The sequence below is a fragment of the Streptomyces phaeolivaceus genome, from assembly GCF_009184865.1.
GTDB lineage: Bacteria > Actinomycetota > Actinomycetes > Streptomycetales > Streptomycetaceae > Streptomyces > Streptomyces phaeolivaceus.
This window is the reverse complement of record NZ_CP045096.1, coordinates 7,736,219-7,759,291: the sequence shown is the minus strand read 5'-3', so window position 1 is coordinate 7,759,291 and position 23,073 is coordinate 7,736,219. Positions and strand designations below refer to the sequence as shown.

Below are 23,073 nucleotides of genomic sequence, written 5' to 3'. Positions count from 1 at the left end.
TTCAGGGCAGGGCAGGATGCGGAACAGCGGAACAGTGCAACAGCTGTGCTCATAGGGGGAGTTGGGAGGCGTGCCGGGGGGACGGGCGCCGCGAGTCGGGGACTCCGGCGCCGTGAGTCCCTGGTTCAGGCCTTCGTGCCGGTCGCGGGCGGGCCGGGGCGCGGTGCGGGCGGTGGGCCCGCGCTCTCCCGGACCACCAGTTCCGGTACGGAGACGGGGTGCGGGGCGATCTGCGCGGACTCCTCGACGACCCCGTGCAGCAGGGCGAACGCGGCCCGCCCGAGGCCGGTGAAGTCCAGGCGTACGGTCGTCAGGGACGGGGTCAGATAGGCGGAGTGCGGGGCGTCGTCGAACCCGGCGACGCTCACCTCGCCGGGCACGGACCGCCCGGCCTCGTGCAGCGCGCGCAGCACACCGAGCGCGAGGTCGTCGTTGCCGCAGAGGATCGCGGTGACCGCCGGGTCCCCGGCCAGCGCGAGCCCGGCCGTGTGACCGCCCGCCGGGCCCCAACTCCCCTGCACCGGAAGGGGTTCGGGCGCCCCGGCCTCCTTGAGGGCCTGCCGCCAGCCGGTGGTACGGGCGCTGGTGCGGCGGGTGCTGGAGGGGATGGCGACGTAGTGCACGGTCTCGTGGCCGAGGGAGAGCAGATGCCGGGTCGCCTCGTAGGCGGCCTCGCGGTCGTCGGTCCACACCCAGGGGCGGTCGCCGCCGGGCGGGGTCGTGGGGGTCTCGACTACGCCGACGACCGGCAGTTCGGCGGGGACCGCCGCGAGGGCGGCCACCCCGGCGGGATCGTAGGCGATCACGATGAGACCGCCCCCCGCGTCCGACGCGCGCTGCACCTCGGCGGCGACCGCGGCCTCGTCCGCCGACTCCAGGACACCGATCCCGACCGCGTACGACGCCGCCCGCGCCGCCTCCTCGATGCCCTGGAGGATCGAGGCGTAGCCGTAGTGGGTGGTGTTCGCGGTCAGCACGGTCACGGCCCGGGTGCGCCCGCTGGCCAGCGCGTGCGCGGTCGCGTTCCGCCGGAACCCCAGCTCGTCGATGGCCGCCTGCACCCGCTCCCGCGTCGTCCGCCTGACGCTGGGATGGCCGTTGATCACCCGGGAAACGGTCTGGTACGAGACGCCGGCGGCGGTCGCGACATCTCGGATGCTCGCCGCGCGCCTTGTGTGACCGGTCACATTCATGGCAGGATTGTGACCGGTCACACAGGAGTCGTCAAGAGAACGTAACGACGGATTCACGCACTGGCCGGCGTGAGAGGGGTAGCGACTTGGACTCGAGTGCGAGCGACTTCTACGGCGGCGACCTGAGCGGCCCCGGCGACCCGGCGGACGGCGCGGATGCGCTGAACTGTGTTGACTCCCGGTTCACTTGGGGGCATCCGGGGATCGAGAGCGTGTTCGCGAGGGCCGCCGACGGGACGCTGCGGGTGGTTCGGCTCGGGCCGTCCGGTGACGCCTTCGATCCCGAAGTCGCGCTTCCGCTCGTTGAGTTGACGGCGTTCGGGTACGGGAGCGGGTGGTCGGGGCCGCGGTTCACGGGGACGGCTCTCGGGGCGCGGCTGGGGTATCGGGGGCACCGTGGTGAGCGGGGTGGCATCGGCGGCGGGGACGGTGACTGGGAGCGGCTGACGGTCGAACTGCACGATCCCGACAGTGGGTTGACCGCGTTCGTCGAGTTGTCGTCTCCGGTGGGTGTCGCGGCGCTCCGGTCGCGGGTGCGGCTCCGCAACGACGGCACCGAGCCGCTCGTCGTCCAGTCGGTCAGCAGCCTGCTCCTCGGCGGGCTCCCCTCCCCCGACGTCCTCGATGTGCACCGGGCGCGCAACGACTGGCTCGCGGAGTGCCGTTGGTACGCCGAGCCGCTGCGGGACACGGTCGCGGACATCGGCGTCGACGCCCATCAGCACGACAGCCGTGCCTCGCTCGCCCTGACGGGGCGCGGGAGTTGGCCCAGCGACGGGCATCTGCCGATGGGGGCGCTGACGGAACGCGGGGAGGGTGCGGGCCGGGGGCGGGCGTGGGTCTGGCAGGTGGAGTCGCCGGCCGGGTGGCGCTGGGACCTGGGGGAACGGGCACACGGTACCTATCTGGCCGTGAACGGGCCGACCGATGCCGAGCATCAGTGGCGGGTGCGGTTGGCGCCGGGGGCGGAGTTCACGACGGTGGTGGCGGTGCTGGCGCTCGGGGTGGCCGGCGCCGAGGGTGCCGGGTCGGCCGGCGCCACGGGTGCCGGGTCAGCCGCCGCCTCGGGTGCCGGGTCAGCCGCCGCCACGGGTGCCGGGTCAGCCGCCGCCACGGGTGCCGGGTCAGCGGCTGCCGCGGCCGCCGGGCTGCCTGCCCGTTCCGTTTCCGGGGCCGGGCACGCGTCGGGGCTGGACGAGGCGTTCGCGTCGCTCACCGCGTACCGGCGGGCCGCTCGGCGCCCGCACCCGGACCACGAGGCGCTGCCGGTGGTCTTCAACGACTACATGAACACCCTGATGGGCGACCCCACCACCGAGAAACTGCTGCCGCTGATCGACGCGGCGGCGGAGGCGGGCGCGGAGTACTTCTGCATCGACTCCGGCTGGTACGACGACACGGTGGACGGCGGCTGGTGGGACGAGGTCGGCGAGTGGCTGCCGTCACCGCGCCGGTTCCCTGAGGGGGGTGTGGACGGTGGGGGTGAGGCGGGAGGCGGGACCGGTGGGGCCGGTGGGGCCGGACTGGGCGGCGGGAGCGACAAGCGGGCCGAACCCGACGGCGCAGCCGCGCAAAGCCACGGCACCCAAACGCAGGCCGAAGCCGAAGCTGAACAGGGCGGCGAGGCCACGGGCCACGTCGGCGACGGAACCATGGGCCGAAGCGGTGGCGGGACCGCAGGCCGAGCCGAGGGCGAGACTGCGGACCACGCCCCCGACGGAACCACAGACCACGCCGGTGGCGAGGCCGCAGCCCGAACCAGTGACGGAACCACAGACCACCCCGCCGACAAGACCGCAGCCCGAACCAGTGACGGAACCACAGACCACCCCGCCGACAAGACCGCAGCCCGAGCTCCCGCCGCATCCGACCGCGGCATCCGTGCCGTCCTGGGGCGGATCCGGGAGCGTGCGATGGTCCCCGGGCTGTGGCTGGAGCCGGAAGTCGTCGGCGTGCGGAGTCCCGTGGCGGCGGAGCTGCCGGCGGAGGCCTTCTTCCAGCGGGACGGTGTACGGCTGGCCGAGCAGGGCCGTCATCAGCTGGACCTGCGCCACCCCGCCGCCCGCGCGCACCTGGACAAGACGGTGGACCGCATCGTCGGCGACTGGGGGGTGGGCTATCTCAAGCTCGACTACAACATCGTGATCGCCCCCGGCACCACCGCCCCCGGCGACCTCTCCCCCGGCGCCGGTCTCCTCGGCCACGCCCACGCCTACCTCGACTGGCTCTCCGGCGTCCTGGACCGCTACCCGCACCTCGTCGTCGAGAACTGCGCCTCCGGCGGTATGCGCATGGACGGCGCCACCCTGGCCGTGTCCCAGCTCCAGTCCACCAGCGACCAGCAGGACCCCCTCCGCTATCCCCCGATCGCCGCCGCCGCGCCCACGGCGGTACCGCCGGAACAGGGCGCCGTCTGGGCCTACCCCCAACCCGAGTACGACGACGACCTGATCACCTTCACCCTCGGCGGCGCCCTCCTCGGCCGTATCCATCTCTCGGGCCACCTCGACCATATGACGGAGCATCAACTCCGCCTCGTGCGCGACGCGGTGGACACGTACAAGTCGATCCGCGGCGACCTGGCCCACGCGGTGCCGTTCTGGCCGCTCGGTCTGCCGGGCTGGTCGGACGGATGGCTGGCACTGGGGCTGCGCTCGCCCGAGCACGGAAACGGGCACGGGCACGGGGACGGGCACGGGGACGGGCACGGGGACGGGCACGGGGCGTCGTACGTCTCGGTGTGGCGCAGGGGTGGCGAGGCCGAAACGCGGCTGCCGGTCGGGCACTTGGCGGGCCGGGACGCCCCGGTGCACGCGGAGATCCTGCACCCGGCCGCCGCACCGGCGGACACGACGGCGGTCTGGGACCCGGCGGCGGCCGAGCTGCGGGTGTCGGTGCCGCGCACGCCCGCCGCGCTGCTGATCCGTCTGACGGCGACGGAAGCGGGCCCGGCGGACTAGAACGGCCCGAGCCGGTGCCGCGTGGGGGTGCGGCACCGGCTCGGACTCGCGCTCCCCGCCCAGCTACGGCTCAGCGGCCATGGAGAGCGGCCGGGGAAAGCGACTAGCGACTAGCGACTAGCGACTAGCGACTAGCGACTGCGGAACGTCAACTGCTGCTGACGGTGAGGTTGTTGGTGGCGAAGTCCAGCCCGCCCGAGGACGAGGTGACCTCGAAGCCGAACTGCACGTCACCGATGGTCTCGTTGCCCATCCAGCCCTTGGTGTCCTTGATCCACTTGAGGATGGGGAGGATCTGGACGGTGCCGGAGTTCGAGTCCGAGGTGCGCAGGAACGAGAAGACCTCGTTGGCCCCGTTGCTGCCCTTGTAGACGCTCCAGGTGTGGCCGCCGAGCGTCACGTTGCCCTGCGAGGTGCCGAGCGGGCCGACGGCCCCGTTGTAGTTGACCCAGAGCATGATCTCGTAGTCGTAGTCCGTGTCCCAGATGTCGTACGACGAGTTGTACGCGCCCGACGACGGGACCGTGACGTTGTAGCTGCTGCTGAGCGAACCGAGCGAGGTGATCGTCTTGTTGATCACCTTCTTGGAGTTGGGGTACGACTTGATGCCGCCGGTGTTGGGGTGGTTGGCCCAGACCCCCCAGTTGGTACCGGAGTTGGCCCAGACGCACTGACTGCCGGCGCCGGAGCCCCAGATGTTGTTGTAGAGCGTGTAGCCGTTGAGGCTGGTGTTGCCCCATTGGTCGCAGGAGTTCCAGACGGCGGCCGAGGCGGGGGCGGAGGCGAGGCCGATGGTGGCGCCCAGCGCGAGGGCGGGGGCGAGCAGGGCCTTGCCGATCCGGCCCAGGGTGCGGGTGCGGGTGCGGGTGCGGGTGCGGGTGCGGGTGTGTAGTGCCATGGGTGTCGTGTTCCTTCCATGGGTGGGGGGAACTGCGGTGTGGGGAGCTACCGCGGCCCCAGGGTGAGGCCGTGGTCTTCTCCGGCGACCAGTCCGGGCGATGCGCCCGGAACGAACGGTTCGGCGCCGGAGGAAGTCGTGGGTTCCGCGCGGCGGGTCCGGGTGGGGCGGACCGCCGCGGTCGTATGGGTGATCATGGTTTCAGCACCGCCGCTCCGTAGCGGCCGAGTGACAGCGAACCCGTGACGGTCGCCCCGGTGAGCAGGTCGCGGTGCGTGCCGGGGATGTCGACGGTGACCTTGTCGCGGCCGTGGTTGAGCACGAAGAGCACCTCGCCGCGGCGTACCGCCTCGACCCCGTCGGGCAGTCCGGCCAGCACCGGCCGTACCCCGGCGTCGTCCGCGATCCGCACCAACAGGCCTCGCAGCGCGGTGGGTTCGGGCAGCGTGGAGACGTACCAGGCACGGCCCTTCCGCAACACCGCCGGAAGTCCGTCGAGTTCACCGCCCCGGTACACGTGGGGAACGGCCTCGTCCCTGTCCGCCGCCTCGATCTCCTCGGACCAGAGCGTGCCCCGGAAGGTTCCCGGGAGGCCCGCGCACTCGACGTGCTCGCCCGCGTCCAGCGGCCACCACTCGTGCAGGGTGCGGATGCCGAAGAGGTCACGCAGTCGCGCGTCCATGCCACCGGGGCGTACGCGGTCGTCCTCGTCGGCGACGCCGGTCAGGAAGCCGCTGACGAGGGTGCCGCCGCCCCGGACGTACGCGAGGAGGTTCTCGATCGCCGTGTCCGTGAGCAGGTACAGCTGGGGCACGACGACGAGCCGGTACGGGGAGAGGTCGTGCTCGGGGTGGGCGAACGCGGTGGTGATGTGCGCTTCCCAGAGGGCGCGGTGCCAGGCGCGTACGACCTGGGGCAGGTCGACCTCGGACGACAGCCGGCCGTCCTGGGCACCGGCCCACCAGGAGTTCCAGTCGAACAACACCGCGACATCGGAGGGGATGTGATGACCAGTCACCTCAGCGCCGATGGAAGCGAGTTCGGCGCCGAGCTGCTTCACCTCCTGGTAGGTACGCCCCTGTTCACCGGCGTGGCTGACCATGCCGGAGTGGAACTTCTCCGCGCCCTGCCGGGACTGCCGCCACTGGAAGTAGCAGACGGCGTCCGCGCCTCGGGCGACGGCCTGGAGTGACCACAGGCGGTTGAGGCCACGGGGCTTGGGGTGGTTGACGCCACGCCAGTTGACCGGACCGGCCGCCTGCTCCATGAGCATCCACGGGCCGCCGCCCGCCTGGGAGCGCGTCATGTCCTGGATCAGCGCCCCGTTCTGCGCGCCGAACGGGTCACGCGGGTCCGGGTAGATGTCGACCGAGACGACGTCCTCCTCCTCGGCCCACCGCCACGCGTCCTGGCCCACCCACATCGGCATGAAGTTGGTGGTCACCGGGAGGTGCGGGGTGTGCCGACGGACGATGTCCCGCTCGATGACGTAGCACTCCAGGAGCATGTCGCTCGTGAAGCGTTTGAAGTCGAGCACATGGGTGGGGTTCCTCATGTAGTGGGCGCGGCGCGGCGGGAGGATCTCGTGCCAGCCGTCGTAGCCCTGGCTCCAGAAGGCGGTGCCCCAGGCCTCGTTGAGGGCGTCGAGCGTGCCGTACCTCCGCTTGAGCCAGTCGCGGAAGGTGGCCGCCGCCTCGTCGCCCCAGTCGTAGGTGCAGTACTCGTTGTTGATGTGCCACATGGTGAGGGCCGGGTGGCCGCCGTAGCGGGCCGCGAGGTCCTCGGTGATGGCGGCGGCGTAGCGGCGGTAGGTGTCGCTGGAGTGGGAGAAGTGCTGGCGGGAGCCCCACCATTCGATCTGCCCGTTCTCGTCGCGCGGGAGGGTCTCGGGGTGGAGGCGGCCCATCCACGGGGGCGGGGAGGAGGTGGGCGTGGCGAGGACGACACCGACGCCGTTGCCGTGCATCAGGTCCATCAGCCGGTCCAGCCAGCCGAACTCCCTTGCCCCCGGGCGGGGTTCGAGCTTCGCCCAGGAGAAGACGCCGAGGGTGACGGAGTTGACGCCGGCCTCCTTCATGAGACGCACGTCCTCGTGCCACACCTCCTCGGGCCACTGCTCGGGGTTGTAGTCGCCGCCGAAGAGGATCCGGCCGCGGGTCACCTGGCTGAGGTCCGGCATCAGACCGGCTCCCCGTACTGGATGCCGCGCCCGTTCGTCGCCAGGTACACGCGGCCGTACACGCGCGGATCGCCGATGACGACCTCGCCGGTCCAGCCCCACTGATGGGCGTCGTCGTTGATACGGGTCCAGCTCCGGGCTCCGTCGTCGGAGCGGTAGACGGCGGTCAGGGCCTCCGTCGAGCCGACCTGGTAGACGGCCGGGTAGTCGGCGCCCGGGGCCGCCTTGCCGAAGCCGAGGGTGTACGAGGCCCAGCAGCTGTCGAGCTTCGCGAAGGTCACCCCGCCGTCGGTGGAGCGGTACAGCCCGTTCCACTTCACGCTCAGCCACAGGTCACCGGATCTGCCCGGGGCCGCGACCAGCTTGAACTGGCTGTCGCCGGACGGCAGTCCGGTCGCACGGGCCGTGAACGAACGGCCACTGTCAGTGCTGGCGTATAGCGTTCCTGTGTCGGTGTCGTATGCGTAGAAGTGCGTCGGGTCGGCCGGGTCGGCGACCGGCGTGGCGCCCTTCGGGAAGGAGGAGACCTCGGTCCAGGTCGCGCCGTTGTCGGCGGAGCGGTGGGCTGGGTACTTCGTGCCGTCCCAGTGCACGAAGGACCACAGCAGCGCGCTGCCGTCGGCGCCTGCGGCGATCGGCCCCGGTGCGCTCTTGGCGATGTCGGGCTGGGCTGCGAAGGGCGCCCAGGTCCGGCCCCCGTCGTGCGAGTACGCGCCGTTGCCGTGATCGCCCCAGCCGGTGCGGACCACGTACGACGGCTTCGTCGAGGCCTGCGCGAGTCCCGTCGCCGACCCGAACACGGGGTTCGACGCCATGCCTCGCGACGGGGACGCCGTGAGGCGTTCGTGGTACATCGTACCGATGTCCCGCGAGCCGCTGAGCAGGTGCGCCTCCCCGACCGGGGGCGACACCAGCTGCACCACGGACGCCTCCTCCAGGCCCCGGACCTGCGGCGCCCAGCGCTTCAGATCCCGGGTGCCGAAGAGGGTCGCACCCGTGCCGTAGACGAGGTGCTTCGAGTCGTACGGGTCGAGGGCGAGGGCCTGGATCCACCAGCCGAACTTGGGCTTGTCGGCGCCCCACTTCAGAAAAGGAGTCTCGGACACGTCGAAGACAGCGGAGTCCTTGAGGGACGTCCAGGTACGGCCCGCGTCGGTGGACCGGTACACGGTGTCGATGTCCGCCCAGCGGTTGTTGGTGGACACGACCACCGTGCCGGGGCGGCGGGCGTCGACGGCGACCCCGCCGTACCCGAAGCTGTCGGCGGAGCCGTCGGCCGTCGTGCCGCCCGGCTTCACCGGGGTCACGTCGGTCCACTCACCGGTGGTGGTGCGGAGCTTGTGCACACTGCCGTCGGACTGGCCGTTGGGGCCGGGGGCGTTGGCGTACGTCAGGTACAGCTCGCGGGTGTGCTTGTCGTACGCGGCGCGGATCGGGACCTTGGCGGCGGTACCGGTGGGCTGCCCGGGGACCGTCTCCCAGGTGGTGCCGTCGGTGCTGCGGTAGAGGTTCGCGGTCGCGGAGGTGCCGTCCGCGTCGCCCCAGCCGGCGTAGAGGGTGCGTCCGGCGGCGACGAGCAGGGTGACGCCCTGCCCGGAGCCGCCCGGGGTCGCCGGGAAACCGGTCGCCGCCGCCCAGGTGGCGCCCCGGTCGGTCGATCTGAGCAGGCCGTCGTGTCTGGTGCCCAGCCAGAGCGTGTCGCTGTCGCGCGGGTCGACGAGGAGGCGCTCGCCCGCGCCCCGGCCGTCCTCGTTGGCGCCGAGTTTCACGGTGAGGTCGGTACGGGTCCAGGTGGCGCCGCGGTCGTCGGAGCGGAGGATCGCGCCGTTGCCGGCCCAGGACTGGGCGTAGGTGCCGAGGGCCAGGTAGAGGCGGTTCGGGTGGGCGGGGTCGACGGCGATCGACTCCACGCCGAGGAGGTTCCAGTCGTCCCAGCCGAGGTGGTCGGTCAGCGGGGTCCAGCGGGCCTTGTGGTCGTCCCAGCGGTAGGCGCCGCCGATGTCCGTGCGGGCGTAGGCGAGGCCGGACCTCGACGGGTGGAAGAGGATGCCGGTGACGAAGCCGGTGCCGCCGATCACCGCGTTGCGCCAGCGGTAGGGGTCGCCTCCGGCGGTCGAGGCGCTCTGGGCGTCGGCCGCGTGGGCCGGGGTGCCGGGGGTGGGGAGGGCCGCGGTGGCCGCGGTGGCCGCGGTGGCCGCGGTGGTGGTGAGTACGGTGCGGCGGCTTGGCCGGGGGGTGTGCATGACATACCTCGTTCTGCGGGGAGGGGGTGCGGGGTGGGCGCCTCATAGCTCGGGGGTGCGGGTTCGGTTGGCGGGTGCGGGTCCGGTGGGGCTTCTCGCGCAGTTCCCCGCGCCCCTTGAAGGGCCTGCGGCCCGTCCAAAGGGCCTACGGCCCGGCTGAGGGGCGCGGTCCGTCCGGGAGGCCCGGCCCGTCTGAAGGACCCGGCCCGTCCGAGGGGCCCGGCCCGTCCGAGGGGCGCGGCCCGTCCGAGGGGCGCGGCCCGTCCGAGGGGCGCGGTCCCTCTGAAGGGCTACGGCCCGCCTAAGGGCCTACGGCCCGTCCGAGGGGCGTGGCACCCGGGCGGCTGCGGCTGGCGGCTGGGCGGCTGGGGCCGGCGCCCGGGGGCTGTGGTTGGCAGCCGGGCCGCTGTGGCTCTTTGGGGCTGAAAAAGCAGGGCGCAGCCCGCTTTTTCAGGGGCGCGGGGAACTGCGCGAGAAGCCCCACCGGACCCGCACCCGCCAACCGAACCCGCACCCCCGAGCCAGTAGGCGCCCCGGTCAACCCTTGACCGCCCCGGTGAGCATCCCCTTCTTGAAGTGCTTCTGGACGAAGGGGGACAGGACGGCGACAGGCAACAGGGCCATGACCATGACGGCCATCTGGACCGCCAGCGGGGAGAGCTGTCCCGTGTTGATCTGGGCCGAGAGGCCGACCGGACGTTCCTGTTTCTGGACGAGCTGGATCATGACGTTCTGCAACGGCATCATGTCCTGGTCGGTGAGATAGATGGACGCGTTGAACCAGGCGCTCCAGTAACCGACCGCGTAGAAGAGGGCGATGACCGCGAGAACCGCCCTCGACAGCGGCATCACGATCTGCCACAGGATGCGCAAGTCACCGGCACCGTCGATCCGCGCGCTGTCGATGAGCTCCGGTGAGATGCCCATGAAGAACGCGCGCAGCACCAGGATGTTGAAGACACTCACCGCGCTCGGGAGGATCAGCGCGAGATAGGTGTCCATGAGGCCGAGGGCCTGGACGAGCAGATAGGTCGGGATGAGTCCCGCGCCGAAGAACATCGTGGCGAGCAGGGTCATCAGGATCCAGCGGTGGCCCAGCGAACCCACCCGCGACAGGCCGTACGCGCACAGGACCGACACGGTCATGCTGAACACGGTGCCCACCACAGTCACCCCGACGCTGACCAGCGCGGCCGTCTGGACCTGGCCGCCGCTGAGCAGCTCCTTGTAGGCGATGAGGGTGATGCCCTCGGGGACGACGACCAGGCCGCCCGCCTCGTCGATGGTCTTCTTCGTCTGGAGGCTGGTGACGATGACGATCCACAGGGGGAAGAGGATCGCGAAGCAGGCGAAGCCCAGGGCGATGCCCTTGCCCGCGAGACCTGCCTTGGCGGGTTCCTCCTCCCAGACCGGGCGGGGCGGCGCGGCCCAGCGGCCCGGCTTCGGTGCCGTCGGCCGCCGGTCGGCCGACTCGGCCGCCCTGGCCGTCGCGTCGGCGAGTGCGCTCATTTCTTGTACACCCCCTGCTCGCCCATGAGATGGGCGACCTTGTTGGCGGTCAGGACCAGCGCGAGGCCGACCACACCCTTGACGAGTCCCGCGGCGGCGGCGTAACTGAAGTCCTGGTTGCGGATGCCGTTCCACCACACATAGGTGTCGAGGACATCCGAGGCGTCGACGCCCACCGCCTGCCGTTGGAGCAGCAGTTGTTCGAAGCCGACGGTCAGCGCGTCGCCGACGCGGAGCACCAGCAGCAGGGCGATCACCGGGCGCAGGGCGGGCAGGGTGATGTGCCACATGCGCCGCCAGCGTCCGGCGCCGTCCATCGCGGCGGCCTCGTACAGGTCGTTCGAGACGGAGGAGAGCGCGGCGAGGAAGACGATGATGCCCCAGCCGGCGTCCTTCCAGATCATCTCGACCGTGACCAGATACTTGAAGATCTCCGGGTTGGTCATCAGGTCGAAGCCGTCGTAGCCGTGCTGGCGGAGGGTCTGCGCGATGACGCCGGCCCCGCCGAAGATCTGCATGAACACGGTGACGACGAGAACCCAGGAGAAGAAGTGCGGGAGGTACATGATCGCCTGGGCGACCGCCCGGATCCGGGGCCTGACGATGCTGTTGATGAGCAGCGCCAGCAGGATCGGGATGGGGAAGAACAGCACGAGCTGGAGGAAGAACAGCACGAACGTGTTCTGCACCGCGTGCCAGAACGCCGAGTCGGCGAAGATCCGTTCGAACTGCTCGACGCCGACCCAGGGGCTCTGGAAGATGGCGACGAAGCCGTTCTCGCTGAGGTAGGGGTCGTAGTCCTGGAAGGCGACCACATTGCCGAGGATCGGTATGTAGTTGAAGACCAGGATCAGCAGGACCGCCGGCAGCGTCATCAGGATCAGCGTGCGGTCGCGCCGGAATCTGAGCCGCAGGCTCAGCTTGCCCGCGCCTTTTCCGGTGCGGCTCCCCGTACGTCCGCCCCTGCGCCCGCCCGTGCGCCGGCCCGTGCGTTTGTCGCCGCCGGGCCCGGTCCCGGTGGCGTCGTCGGACGCCCCGGGGGCCCGCTCTGGGGTCTTCGCCTCGGACCTGGGCCGGGGCACCGTGCTGTGGGACACGGCCTTCTCCTCGCCTCGGCGCCGGATCAGTTCGCCGAACCGGTGTCGTCGAGCAGCTTCTTGTACCAGTCCCGCAGCCCGTCGCCGCCCTTGCTCTTCCAGTCGGACACCGCCTGCTGCACGTCGCTGATCTTCTTCCGGCCGCGTACGACGTCGTCCTCCAACTGCTCGAAGTTGTCGGCGAGGTTGGCCCAGCGGTTCGGCTCGGTGACGGTCAGCCCGAAGAAGGAGGTCTTCTTGGTGAAGGCGCCCATGCGCTGCTGCCACTCGACGATGCCCTTGGTGACCTCGGGGAAGTCGGGGTAGGCGACGTACGGGGCGGGGTTGCCGGTGTAGTCGTAGGCGCCGTTGACCTCGTTGACGCCCTGCGTGGTCTTGACCGGCAGGCCCTTCTTCGTGTCGTAGTCCGTGCCCTCGACGCCGTAGGCGGTGAGCATGAACTCCTTGGTGCCGTAGGGCGCGGCGCAGTAGTTGCAGAGGGCGAGGAAGTCCTTGATCTGCTGGGCGGAGGCCTTCTTGCTGACGAAGGTGAAGATGTTGGCGGGCTGGACCGCCCAGAGGGTCGGGTCGCCGCCGTCGGGGCCGAAGATGTCGAAGGCGCCCATGTCGAAGTCGGAGTTCTGGGTGGCCTGTTCGGAGACCGAGCCCCACCAGCCGGAGATGTTGCCGTTGAAGACCAGGGACTGCCCGGCGGTGAACCGGTTCCTGGCGTCGCCGCCCGCCTTGCCGGAGACCGCGTCCGGGTGGACCACGTCGGCGGCGTACAACTTGCGCGTCCACTCCAGCGCTTCGAGGAACTCCTCGGTCTCGACGCGGTTGACGAGCTTGCCGTCGACCAGGTTCCACCACAGCGCCTTGTCGCTGCTGGGGAAGACGCCGTAGATGTTGAACGCCGTCCACTTCATGTCGTCGCAGGCCCACACCTTCGCCTTCGCGTCGGTGGCCTCCTTCGCCCAGGACAGGAACTCGTCGGGGCTCGTCGGGACGGAGTAGCCCTTCTTCTCGAAGAGGTCCTTGCGGTACATGGGCGCGATGTCGGTGACGTACGAGGCGGGCATCGGGACCGCGCGCAGCTGGCCGCCGAAGATGCCGCGCTGCCAGGCCTCGCTGGGGACTGCGGCGAGGTTCGGGTACTCCTTGACCTTGTCGCCGGAGAGATAGGGGCCGAGGTCCGCGAACTTGGCGTTGATGGCGCTCGGTATCTTGCCCATCAGGTTCCAGCCGGGGACGACCACGACTTCCGGGATGTCGCTGGAGGCGAGGACCGCGCCGAGCTTCTGGTCGTAGGTGACACCGTCCTGGTTCTGCCAGGTCACCTGGACGCCGACGGCCTCGTCCATCGCCGTGTAGTAGGGGTTGTCACCCTTCGGCGGGGTGCCCCAGAACGGTGCCATGACCTTCAGCGCGCCGCCGCTGCCGAGCTTCTTCGGGACGGAGGTCTTCAGATCGGCCGTGGCTATCGCCTTGCTGAAGCCGGCCGCCGAGCCGTTCTTCGCCGGGATGTCGGGCGCCACGACGGTCGACGCGACGAACGTCGGAAGGATCTTCTGCGCGTCCTTGCCCGACGTCGTGCCCTCCTTGCGGCCTTCCTGCGAGCCGCCGCAGGCGGACAGCAGCGGCACACCCCCCGCCACTGCGGCGGCGGCGACCGCCGTGGAGGCGAGGAAGCTTCTCCGGCTGGGCGCGGCGGAGGTGGCGGAGTTCGGCGTCATTGCGTCAACCCTTCATGGCGCACACCAGGACACCCGGCGGTGGCCGTCGGCTGCGGTGTCTGAGTGGAACTGGCTGTGCTGAAGCGAGGGAACTGATGAACAGCGGAGGGAGGTGAGCAGGCGAAGCGTTCCCTCCGCGCAGTCGAAGCGCTTCGATGTTGCTGCGAGGTTAAGTGAACGACCGGGGGTGCACAAGGGTCGATTCGCAGATTCCTCGGAGGTATGAACGAGGTGCGGACGACCGGAACGCCCCCTTCCCACCTTCGATATCCCGGCCTGTATGACGGTGCGGAAACGGATCTGTCGCGTCTTGGTCTCTTGACACCCACCCCACGGTCGAATGAGCATCGAAGCGCTTCGAAAGCGCCTCGCCGCTCCACCGCAAAGGGATGCCCAACGTGACCGCACAGACGACGCCCACGCCGCCTTTCCGCGATCCGCAACTGCCGCTCGCGAAGCGCATCGACGATCTGCTCCAGCGGCTCACCGAGGACGAGAGGGTGGCGTTCCTGCACCAGTTCGCACCCGCCGTCGACCGTCTCGGGGTGGCCGCCTTCCGCACCGGCCAGGAGGCCCTGCACGGCGTGGCCTGGATGGGCCCGGCGACGGTGTTCCCGCAGGCCGTGGGCCTCGGCGCGACCTGGAACGAGGACCTCGTCCGCCGCGTCGGCGAGGCCGTCTCCACCGAGACCCGCGCCATGCGCGCCCACGACGACCGCGTCGGCCTCAACGTCTGGTCCCCCACGGTCAATCTGCTGCGCCACCCGCTGTGGGGCCGCAACGAGGAGGGCTACTCCGAGGACCCCGGGCTGACCTCGGCGATCGCGACCGCGTACACCCGGGGCCTGCGCGGCGACCACCCCACGTACTGGCGCACGGCCCCCGTCCTCAAGCACTGGCTCGCGCACAACAACGAGACCGACCGCTCCACCAGCTCCTCCTCGGTCCGCCCGCGCGTGCTGCGCGAGTACGACCTGCGCGCCTTCCGCGAGACGGTCGAGGCGGGCGCGGTGGCCGGGGTGATGCCCGCGTACAACCTGGTCAACGGCCGCCCCAACCATGTCTCGCCCCACCTGGCCGACCAGCTGCGCACCTGGACCGACGACCATCTGCTGGTCTGCTCGGACGCGGGCGCGCCGTCGAACCTGGTCGACTCCGAGCACTACTTCGCCACCCACGAGGAGGCGACCGCCGCCTCGCTGCGCGCCGGCGTCGACAGCTTCACCGACCACGGCACCGAGAGTTCGACGATGATCGGACGAATCCGGGGCGCGCTGGACCGGGGCCTGCTGACCGCCGACGACATCGACACCGCGGTCCGCCGCCAGCTCTCGGTCCGCTTCCGCCTCGGCGAGTTCGACCCCGGCGCCGACCCGTACGCCGACCTCAGGGACTTCGACACCCCGGCCCACCGCGCCCTCGCCCAGGAGGCCGCCGAACAGGCGATCGTCCTGCTGAAGAACGACAGCGGTCCGGCACGGGAGGGGGTCGGCCTGCTGCCGCTCACCGCCGACACCCGCGTCGCCGTGGTCGGTCTGCTCGCCGACGAGTGCAAGCTCGACTGGTACAGCGGCACCCTCCTCCACCGCTCCACCCCGCTCGAAGGCCTGTACGACCGCTTCGGCGCCGAGCGTGTGACGTTCGCGGAGGGCGTGGACCGCGTACGCCTGCGGGCGCTGTCCACCGGCGCGTACCTGTCCGTGCCGGAGGCGCCCGAGGCCGCCGACGAGGCGCGCGGCGCGCAGGGCGCGCTCGACCCGGCGCTCCTGGCGGGCCGCACCGACCTGCCGCCGCTCACCACGGACGCGGACGGCACCGAACTGGCCCTCGTCGACTGGGGCGAGGGCGTGCTCACGCTCCGCGCGCCGGACGGCCGCTATCTCTCGGTCGCCGACGACGGCCGGCTGCGCGCCTCGGCCGATCAGCCGGGCGGCTGGGTCGTCCAGGAGACGTTCCGCCTGGAGCCCTCCGGATCGCACGGGAACGGTCACCTCCTCAGGCACACGGGAACAGGACGGTACGTGACTGTCGGCGCCGACGGAGTAAAGGTTGCCGACGGCAATCCGGAAATCTTCGAGCTGGTCGTGAGCGAACGGGGCGAGGCGTCCGTCGCACGCGTGGCCGCCGAGGCCGACGTGGTCCTGGTGGTCGCGGGCAACGATCCGCACATCAACGGCCGCGAGACCGAGGACCGTACGACCCTCGCGCTCCCCGCCCACCAGGAGCGCCTGCTGCGCGCTGCCCGCGCCGCCAACCCGAACACCGCGCTGATCCTGGTCTCGGCCTATCCGTACGCCGTCGACGCCACCGACCTGCCCGCCGTCCTGTGGACCGCGCACGGCGGCCAGGCCGCGGGCACGGCCCTGGCCCGCGTCCTCGCCGGCGACGTCTCCCCCGCCGGCCGCCTCCCGCAGACCTGGTACGCCACCGACGCGGACCTCCCCGGCCTCCTCGACTACGACGTGATCGGCGCCCGCCAGACCTACCTCTACTTCGAGGGCACCCCGCTCTTCCCCTTCGGCCACGGCCTGTCGTACACGGAGTTCGCGTACGAGAACCTGGTCACGCAGGTGGGTGACGCCGACCTGACCGTCTCCCTCACCGTCACCAACGCGGGCGCGGTGACCGCCGACGAGGTCGCCCAGCTCTACGTCCGCGCCGAGGCCCCCTCGGTCCCGCGCCCCCGCCGCGAGCTGCTCGGCCACCGCCGCGTCACCCTCGCCCCCGGCGCCTCGACCGAACTGACGTTCCGACTCCCGCTCTCCGTCCTGGAGTTCTGGGACGTGGCCCACGGCACCTGGCACCTGGAGCCCGGCGGGTACGAGCTGCTGGCCGGCGCGTCGAGCGAGGACATCCGCCTCCGTACGACCGTCACCGTCGACGGCGCCCCGGTCGCCCCGCGTCCGGTGGTCACCCACGGCCTGGCGGCGGCGGACTTCGACGAGCAGCGCGGCACGGAGATCGTCGACCGTACGAAGGTGTCGGGCGACGCGGTGACCCCGGCGGGCGACGGCGCCGGCGAACTGCTCTTCCAGGACTGCGACTTCGGCGCGGGTGTCACCGAGGTGACGGTGGAGGCGGCGGGCGCGGGCAGCGTCGAGTTCTCCGTGGTCGGCGGCCCGGTACTGGCGACCCTGACGCTCGACACCCCCACCGCGGACCCGTACACCTACACGACCCTGCGCGCCGCCGTCTCCGCGGCCGGTGTGCACGACGTCCACCTCGGACTGCGCGGCCCGCTGCGGCTGGCGCACGTCGGCTTCTGCGGTTGAGGGTCCGGAAGCAGGCCGGCACACAGAAGGGGCCCGGCACCGGAAGGCATCGGTGCCGGGCCCCTTCATCCCGGGATCTGACCCGAGACTACATGAAAACGATTGTCACAAGCTAGGGGTGGAGCGGATCGATCTCAGCGGCGCGTCAGAGCTGGATCCCCGTGAGGACCATGACCCGCTCGTAGGTGTAGTCGTCCATCGCGAAGCGCACACCCTCACGCCCCACACCGGACTGCTTGACCCCGCCGTACGGCATCTGGTCGGCGCGGTAGGACGGCACGTCGCCGATGACCACACCACCGACCTCCAGCGCGCGGTGGGCGCGGAAGGCGGTCTGCAGGTCGTGGGTGAAGACGCCCGCCTGGAGGCCGTACTTGGAGTCGTTGACAGCGGCGAAGGCCTCGGCCTCCCCCTCCACCTTCCGCACGGTGAGGACGGGCCCGAAGACCTCCTCGCAGGAGACGGTCACGTCGGCGGGTACGTCGGCGAGGACGGTCGGCGCGTACGAGGCGCCGTCGCGCTTGCCGCCGGCCAGCAGGGCGGCACCGGCGTCGACCGCCTCCTGGACCCACGCCTCGACGCGCTTGGCGGCGTCCTCGCTGACCAGCGGCCCGACATCGGTGGCACCGTCGGCCGGGTCACCGGTCACCTGGGCCTCGACCGCGGCGACGATGCGCGGCAGCAGCCGGTCGTACACGGAGGCGTCCGCGATCACCCGCTGGACGGAGATGCAGGACTGGCCGCCCTGGTAGTTCGAGAAGGTGGCGATGCGGGTCGCGGCCCAGTCGAGGTCCTCGTCGCTCGCCCAGTCGGCCAGCACGACCGCCGCGCCGTTGCCGCCCAGCTCCAGCGTGCAGTGCTTGCGCGGCGCCGAGTCCATGATCGCGTAGCCGACCTTCTCGGAGCCGGTGAAGGAGATCACGGGCAGCCGCTCGTCCTGGACGAGGGCGGGCATGCGGTCGTTGGCGACGGGGAGGACGCTCCAGGACCCGGCGGGGAGGTCGGCGGCGGCGTCCGCGATCAGCTCTCCGATGATCAGACCGGAGAGGGGGGTGGCCGGGGCGGGCTTCAGGATGATCGGCACCCCGGCCGCGATCGCCGGGGCGATCTTGTGGGCGCAGAGGTTGAGCGGGAAGTTGAAGGGCGCGATGCCGAGGACGACGCCCTTGGGGAAGCGGCGCGTGAAGGCGAGCCGTCCCTGTCCGCCCAGGTCGGTGTCGAGCCGCTGCGCCTCGCCGCCGTTGAACCGCCGGGCCTCCTCGGCCGCGAACCGGAACACGGAGACCGCCCGGCCGACCTCGCCCCGCGCCCACTTGATCGGCTTGCCGTTCTCGGCGGAGATCAACCGCGCGATCTCCTCGGTCCGCTCGACGAGACTCCGGCTGACGTGGTCCAGGACGGCGGCCCGGACATGCGCCGGGGTCGCCGCGAACTCGTCCCGTACGGCGTACGCGGCGGCCACGGCCTCCTCGACCTGCTCGTCCGTCGGCACGCTCACCCTGCCGACCAGGCGGCCGTCCCAGGGCGAGTTCACATCGAACGTGGTCTCACCGGTGGCCTGACGGCCGGCGAGCCAGAAGGCGTGGGTGGCGGTCATAGTCGTTCCCGGCCCTTCGGTGGGTGGCACATTTCAACTTCCGGCTCCACGGTAGGGCCGGGACGGCGGGGGGTCGTTTGTCCGGCGCGTATGAGTGGGGGTGGGGGTTGCGCCGAAATGGTGGGGTGGGGTGGGGGTGCGTTGTCGGGTGCGGGTCCGGTGGGGGCTGGTCGCGCAGTTCCCCGCGCCCCTGAAAAAGCGGGCTGCGCCCTGCTTTCCTCACGGCCCGCCAGGGCCGTGTCTCTTAGGGGCGCGGGGAACTGCGCGAGAAGCCCCGCGCGGAGCGCGACAGGGGCTCGCCCTACTCCCCCGCCGCGGCCGTGGCCTTCAACGCCAGCCACAGCTCCATCCGCACATCGGGATCGTCCAACGACCTCCCGAGAATCTCCTCCACCCGCCGCATCCGATACCGCAACGTATGCCGATGCACCCCCAGATCCGCCGCTGCCGCGTCCCACTGCCCATGCCGCGACAGCCACGCCCGAAGCGAGGCCACAAGATCCCCCCGCCCGGTCGCGTCATGCTCACGGAGCGGTCGCAGCAGACTGTCGGCGAAGGCCCGCACCGCGTCGTCCCCGAGCAACGGCAGCACCGACCCGGCCGCCAGCTCCTCGTGCTCGACCAGGCACCGCCCCCGCCGCCGAGCCACCGACAACGCCTGCTCGGCCTGCTTGTACGCCGCCGCGGCGGCGATCGGCCCGGCGGGCGCGGACAGCCCTACGACGAGTTCCTCCTCCTCGACGGGGCCGGAGTCAGAGGCCACGGACAGCGCGTCCCGCCCGACCACCCGGGACGTCTCCAGCTCGATCGCGAACTCCCCGCACGCGGCCACCACGGCGCCCCCGTCCACCGCGAGCACGACCAGCCGCTCCCCGTCGGGCACGACGAGCACCGCTTCCCCGGCCCGCGCGGCAGCCGCCTCCACGACCTCGACGAGCTGCCCCAGCAGATCCGCCCTCGGATCGACACCGACCGCCCGCCCGGCCTCCCCCACCCCGTGCACAGCTCGTGAGACAGCGGCAGCCCCGGCGGACCCGGCCACCCCCTCCACAGTTCCCGCCGTACTCGCCGTCCCCGGCGTGCCCACCGTCACCACGGCCCCTTCCACCCGTGCCCCTTCCACCCGTGCCCGCGCCGCCGACGCCGAGGCCGATTCGGCGAGGATCAGCCGGAACGGGGCGTCCAGCAGCTCCCCGTACAGGTCCTGGGCGACGGCGCGCGCGTGGTCGCACTCCCCGGCCAGCAGCATGCGCAGCACCGCCGCGCCGATCCGCTGCTCGGCGGCGTGCAGCGAGCGCGACCGTTCCGTGGTGAGGGTGAGAAGGGCGATCGCGGAGTGGACGGCGTACCGCTCGGCCGTGCCGAGGGCCGCCGCCGTGCCGACGGCGAGGGCGGCGCGCGCCCGGCGCCCGGTACCGAGGGAGTGCAGTTCGACGCGGTCCTCGCCGCCCACGACCGCGCTGGCCGGCGCGGGCCGGTCGCGCAGCCGTTCGATGTCGGCGGTGAGCCGGCCGGCCCGCCGCTCCGCCCACTCGGGCGCGACCGCGACGACGGCTCCGGAGGCGTCGTACAGGGCCGCCCACCCGTCGACCTGCCCGGCGAGCGCGCCGAGCAGCCCCTCGGGGCCGTCCGACAACGTCTGCTTGGTGAGTTCCCGCTGCGCCGCGAACCCCGCCGTCACGGCCCGGTACCGCTCGGCGGCGATGGCGGCCGACACCGCCTTGCTGATCGCGAGGAAGGGCGTACGCCGGGGCACTCCCAGCAGCGGCAGCCCTTCCCCCTGGGCCGCCGCGACGAGCGCCTCGGGGATGTCCTCGTAGTGCACCCCGACGGCGAAGCCGAGCCCGACGACCCCGGCGCCCACCAGCCGCCGTACATAGCGCCGCATCGCCTCCGGATCCTCCGCGTCCAGCTTCAGCGCGGTGATCAGCAGCAGCTCCCCGCCCTCCATGTACGGCACCGGGTCGGCCAGCTCGCTGGCGTGCGCCCAGCGCACCGGCACATCCAGACGGTCCTCGCCCGCCCGCACGGTCAGCTTGAGCGCGGAGTGATGGACGAGCGAGGCGAGCGTGGGGGGCATGGGACCTTCAGGTCGACGGGGGTGTGGGCTTTTGGCCGCCGCGTATGAACAGCCTGTCCCGATTCTGCCTCACCGTACGATCACAAGCCCCACACGCCATCACCCGAATGGCTCAAACCGAACGGTGCCCGCCCTCTCCTCTCGGCCGCGCCTCTCGATCGTGCTCCTCGGCCGTACCTCTCAGCCCCGTAGATCCACCAGCAGCGGCGGCGCGTGCTCCCCGCGCACGTTCGTCAGCGACAGCACGGCGTGGCCCGGCGGCACACCGTGCGCCAGTTCGGAGGCGGACCACCGCTCCCGCTCCACCTGCCGTACGGTCACGGCGCGCGCGGTGGGCGCGTTGCCGGTGATGGCGCGGCGCAGCGCGTGCCAGGCCTTGCCCGCCGGGGAGTCGGCGATGATCTGCCGGTCGGTGACGTCCCGCGCCTCGGTCCACTCCTTGCCCCACACCTCGGCGAAGTCCTGCCCGTCCCACGGGGTGAGCCCGGACAGCGCCATCCGGCAGCCGGTGGCGCCGAGGAGCGGCCCGCGCAGCGGCCGGGGCACGTCGTCGAGGGTGCGCAGGGTGAGGACGGTGCCCGCGTTGGCGGAGCGCAGCCGCTGGATGCCGCGGACGGCCTCCGGTGTGACGATCCCGGTCGCGTCGTCCAGCACGAGGCAGGCGAACAGGGACCGGTCCTCCCGTACGGCGACGCTCGCCGTGAACTGGGCGAGCACCAGCCGCGCCAGGATGCGCGAGGCGTCGGCGTGGCCGCGTTCGGGGAGGTCGATACGGACCCGTACGGGATGGTCGAGGGCCCGCAGGGAGAAGGGCCGGGACTGGCCGGAGGTGTCGAAGAACGCGGCGAAGGCGGGCCGGTCGAGGAGCGCGACCCGGTCGGCGAGCACGCTGCCGACGTCCCCGGGATGCCCGAGCTGCCGCTCGCGCGCGTCCAGCTCCCGCAGCAGCGACTCCTGCCCGGCGTCCTGGAGGGCCTTGCGCAGCTCGCCCAGCGGGCCGGGTGAGCCGTCCAGCAGCTGCCGCAGCTGCGGCACCGACGGGAACCGTCCGTGCACCGCCCGGAACGGTCCGAGCAGCTGGGCCAGGACCGTGGTGGAGCGGCGGCTGTCGCCGCCTGGGTGCGGGTCGGCGAGATCACCGACGAGCGCCTCCGCGAGCACGGCCGCGGCCTCGTCGGGGTCCGTGGTGCCGCCGTACAGATCGAGGTCGTACACGGACTCCGGGTTCCCGATCCGTACGACGACGTCGTACGCGTCGGCCGGTCCGAGCCCCGCGCCCGCCGCCCCCACGACCACGACCGCGGCCCGCCCGGCCAGCGCGTGCAGACACAACGACTCGGCGACGGGCCACACCACACTCCCGGTCTTCCCGGATCCGGCGGGGCCGACGGCGAGCAGGGACGTGCCGAGCAGTTCGGGGCCCACGGCGAGGCCCGTGCCCCGGTAGGCGTAAGGGTTGCGCGGGTCGTCGACGGTGCCGCCCAGGCGGACCTGCCCGGTCACCATGTCGTGCCTGGCCAGCCGCCCCGGCAGATCCCGCTCCCCGGACGGGTGCAGACACGCCGCCGCGCCGTCCTTCAGCACCGCGCCCGTGAACGTCGCCAGACTGTGCCGCCCGCTGCGCACGCCCTGCCACGCCCGCATGATCCGCGCGTGATCCACATCCCGCATCAGCCCGGCCCCCGCCTCGACGACCAGCCGCTCAGCCGCCTCCCCGGCCCCGGCCTCCCGAAGCTGATTCCACTGGGCGGGGTCGTCCTCGGGCGGTGGTACGACCTGCCGCACCTGCGGCTGCCGGAGGCGCGGGGCGCCGTAGCGGCGCCAGACCTCGCTCCAGCGGCCGAGCCGTCCGACGCCGATCAGGATCGCCAGGGCGACGATCGTGTACCAGATGTAGCCGAAGACCACCGAGGCGTACGAGCCGGGCGGGGCCCAGGAATCGGGGACCATCGCCCACAGCGGCAGCGTCCACCAGCCGCCGAGGTAGCCGTTCCAGAGCAGGGACCAGATCAGCCAGCCGACGAGGAAGGCGATCACTGCGCCGCCGAGCAGCTGCCGGGCGGGGACGACCTCCGGCTCCTCCTCCGGCCGAGCCCGATGCCCGAAGCGCCACACCCCGGGCGCCGCGTCGGGCCGCGGTGTCCGCAGCCAGGTCAGGAAGGCGTTCCCGTCCGGCCGGGGCGGTACCCCCGGCGCCCCCGGAACCCTCGTGGGCATGGGAGGCACGGGAGGCGCCGAAGGCATCTCCGGCGACCCCGTCGGGCGCGGCACAGGATTCGCATGCGTGCCCCGCGCGTCCCGCGTCCCGTCGCTGTTCATCGCGCTTGCCCCCT

12 protein-coding genes are annotated in these 23,073 nt (G+C 72.0%); 2 read left to right on the top strand and 10 right to left on the bottom strand.

Annotation, left to right across the window (positions count from 1 at the left end; all coding sequences use genetic code 11):
* Positions 1-125 precede the first annotated feature (125 nt).
* Entirely contained in the window at positions 126-1,193 is a 1,068-nt protein-coding gene (locus F9278_RS35755; protein WP_193241782.1) for a LacI family DNA-binding transcriptional regulator, read from the bottom strand.
* A gap of 86 nt (positions 1,194-1,279) precedes the next feature.
* Between F9278_RS35755 and F9278_RS47645 the strand changes: the two genes are divergently transcribed.
* Positions 1,280-4,153, top strand: coding sequence for a glycoside hydrolase family 36 protein (locus F9278_RS47645; protein WP_404818972.1), 2,874 nt, complete (start codon positions 1,280-1,282; stop codon positions 4,151-4,153).
* 148 nt (positions 4,154-4,301) lie between these two features.
* On the opposite strand, the gene F9278_RS35735 is transcribed toward F9278_RS47645, so the two are convergent.
* The 6 genes from F9278_RS35735 to F9278_RS35705 form a co-directional block, all read right to left on the bottom strand.
* On the bottom strand, positions 4,302-5,051 hold the full coding sequence (locus tag F9278_RS35735; protein ID WP_152171985.1) for a glycoside hydrolase family 12 protein: 750 nt from the start codon (positions 5,049-5,051) through the stop codon (positions 4,302-4,304).
* 193 nt (positions 5,052-5,244) lie between these two features.
* The gene (locus F9278_RS35730) at positions 5,245-7,230 is read right to left on the bottom strand and encodes a beta-galactosidase (RefSeq protein WP_152171984.1); all 1,986 of its coding nucleotides are present in this window, start codon (positions 7,228-7,230) and stop codon (positions 5,245-5,247) included.
* Positions 7,230-9,473 carry a sialidase family protein gene (locus F9278_RS35725; RefSeq protein ID WP_152171983.1) on the bottom strand — a complete coding sequence of 748 codons (2,244 nt, stop codon included), beginning with the start codon at positions 9,471-9,473 and terminating at the stop codon, positions 7,230-7,232. Before F9278_RS35725 ends, F9278_RS35730 begins: the two co-directional genes overlap by 1 nt.
* Positions 9,474-10,010: 537 nt before the next feature.
* Positions 10,011-10,982 carry a carbohydrate ABC transporter permease gene (locus F9278_RS35715; RefSeq protein WP_152171982.1) on the bottom strand — a complete coding sequence of 324 codons (972 nt, stop codon included), beginning with the start codon at positions 10,980-10,982 and terminating at the stop codon, positions 10,011-10,013.
* Positions 10,979-12,079, bottom strand: coding sequence for an ABC transporter permease (locus F9278_RS35710; RefSeq protein WP_152171981.1), 1,101 nt, complete (start codon positions 12,077-12,079; stop codon positions 10,979-10,981). Before F9278_RS35710 ends, F9278_RS35715 begins: the two co-directional genes overlap by 4 nt.
* A gap of 26 nt (positions 12,080-12,105) precedes the next feature.
* Complete coding sequence (locus F9278_RS35705; RefSeq protein WP_152171980.1) at positions 12,106-13,791, bottom strand: twin-arginine translocation signal domain-containing protein; 1,686 nt, start codon at positions 13,789-13,791, stop codon at positions 12,106-12,108.
* Between the two features lie 398 nt (positions 13,792-14,189).
* On the opposite strand from F9278_RS35705, the gene F9278_RS35695 reads away from it, so the two are divergent.
* Entirely contained in the window at positions 14,190-17,063 is a 2,874-nt protein-coding gene (locus F9278_RS35695) for a glycoside hydrolase family 3 C-terminal domain-containing protein (protein ID WP_152171979.1), read from the top strand.
* A gap of 145 nt (positions 17,064-17,208) precedes the next feature.
* Here the strand turns inward: F9278_RS35695 and F9278_RS35690 are convergent, their stop codons facing one another.
* From F9278_RS35690 to F9278_RS35680, 3 genes are all read right to left on the bottom strand, one after another.
* Positions 17,209-18,660, bottom strand: a complete 1,452-nt coding sequence (locus tag F9278_RS35690; protein ID WP_152171978.1) for an aldehyde dehydrogenase family protein — start codon at positions 18,658-18,660, stop codon at positions 17,209-17,211.
* A gap of 301 nt (positions 18,661-18,961) precedes the next feature.
* Positions 18,962-20,740, bottom strand: coding sequence for a PucR family transcriptional regulator (locus F9278_RS35685; protein ID WP_152171977.1), 1,779 nt, complete (start codon positions 20,738-20,740; stop codon positions 18,962-18,964).
* A gap of 180 nt (positions 20,741-20,920) precedes the next feature.
* Complete coding sequence (locus F9278_RS35680; protein WP_152171976.1) at positions 20,921-23,059, bottom strand: ATP-binding protein; 2,139 nt, start codon at positions 23,057-23,059, stop codon at positions 20,921-20,923.
* Between the last annotated feature and the right edge of the window lie 14 nt (positions 23,060-23,073).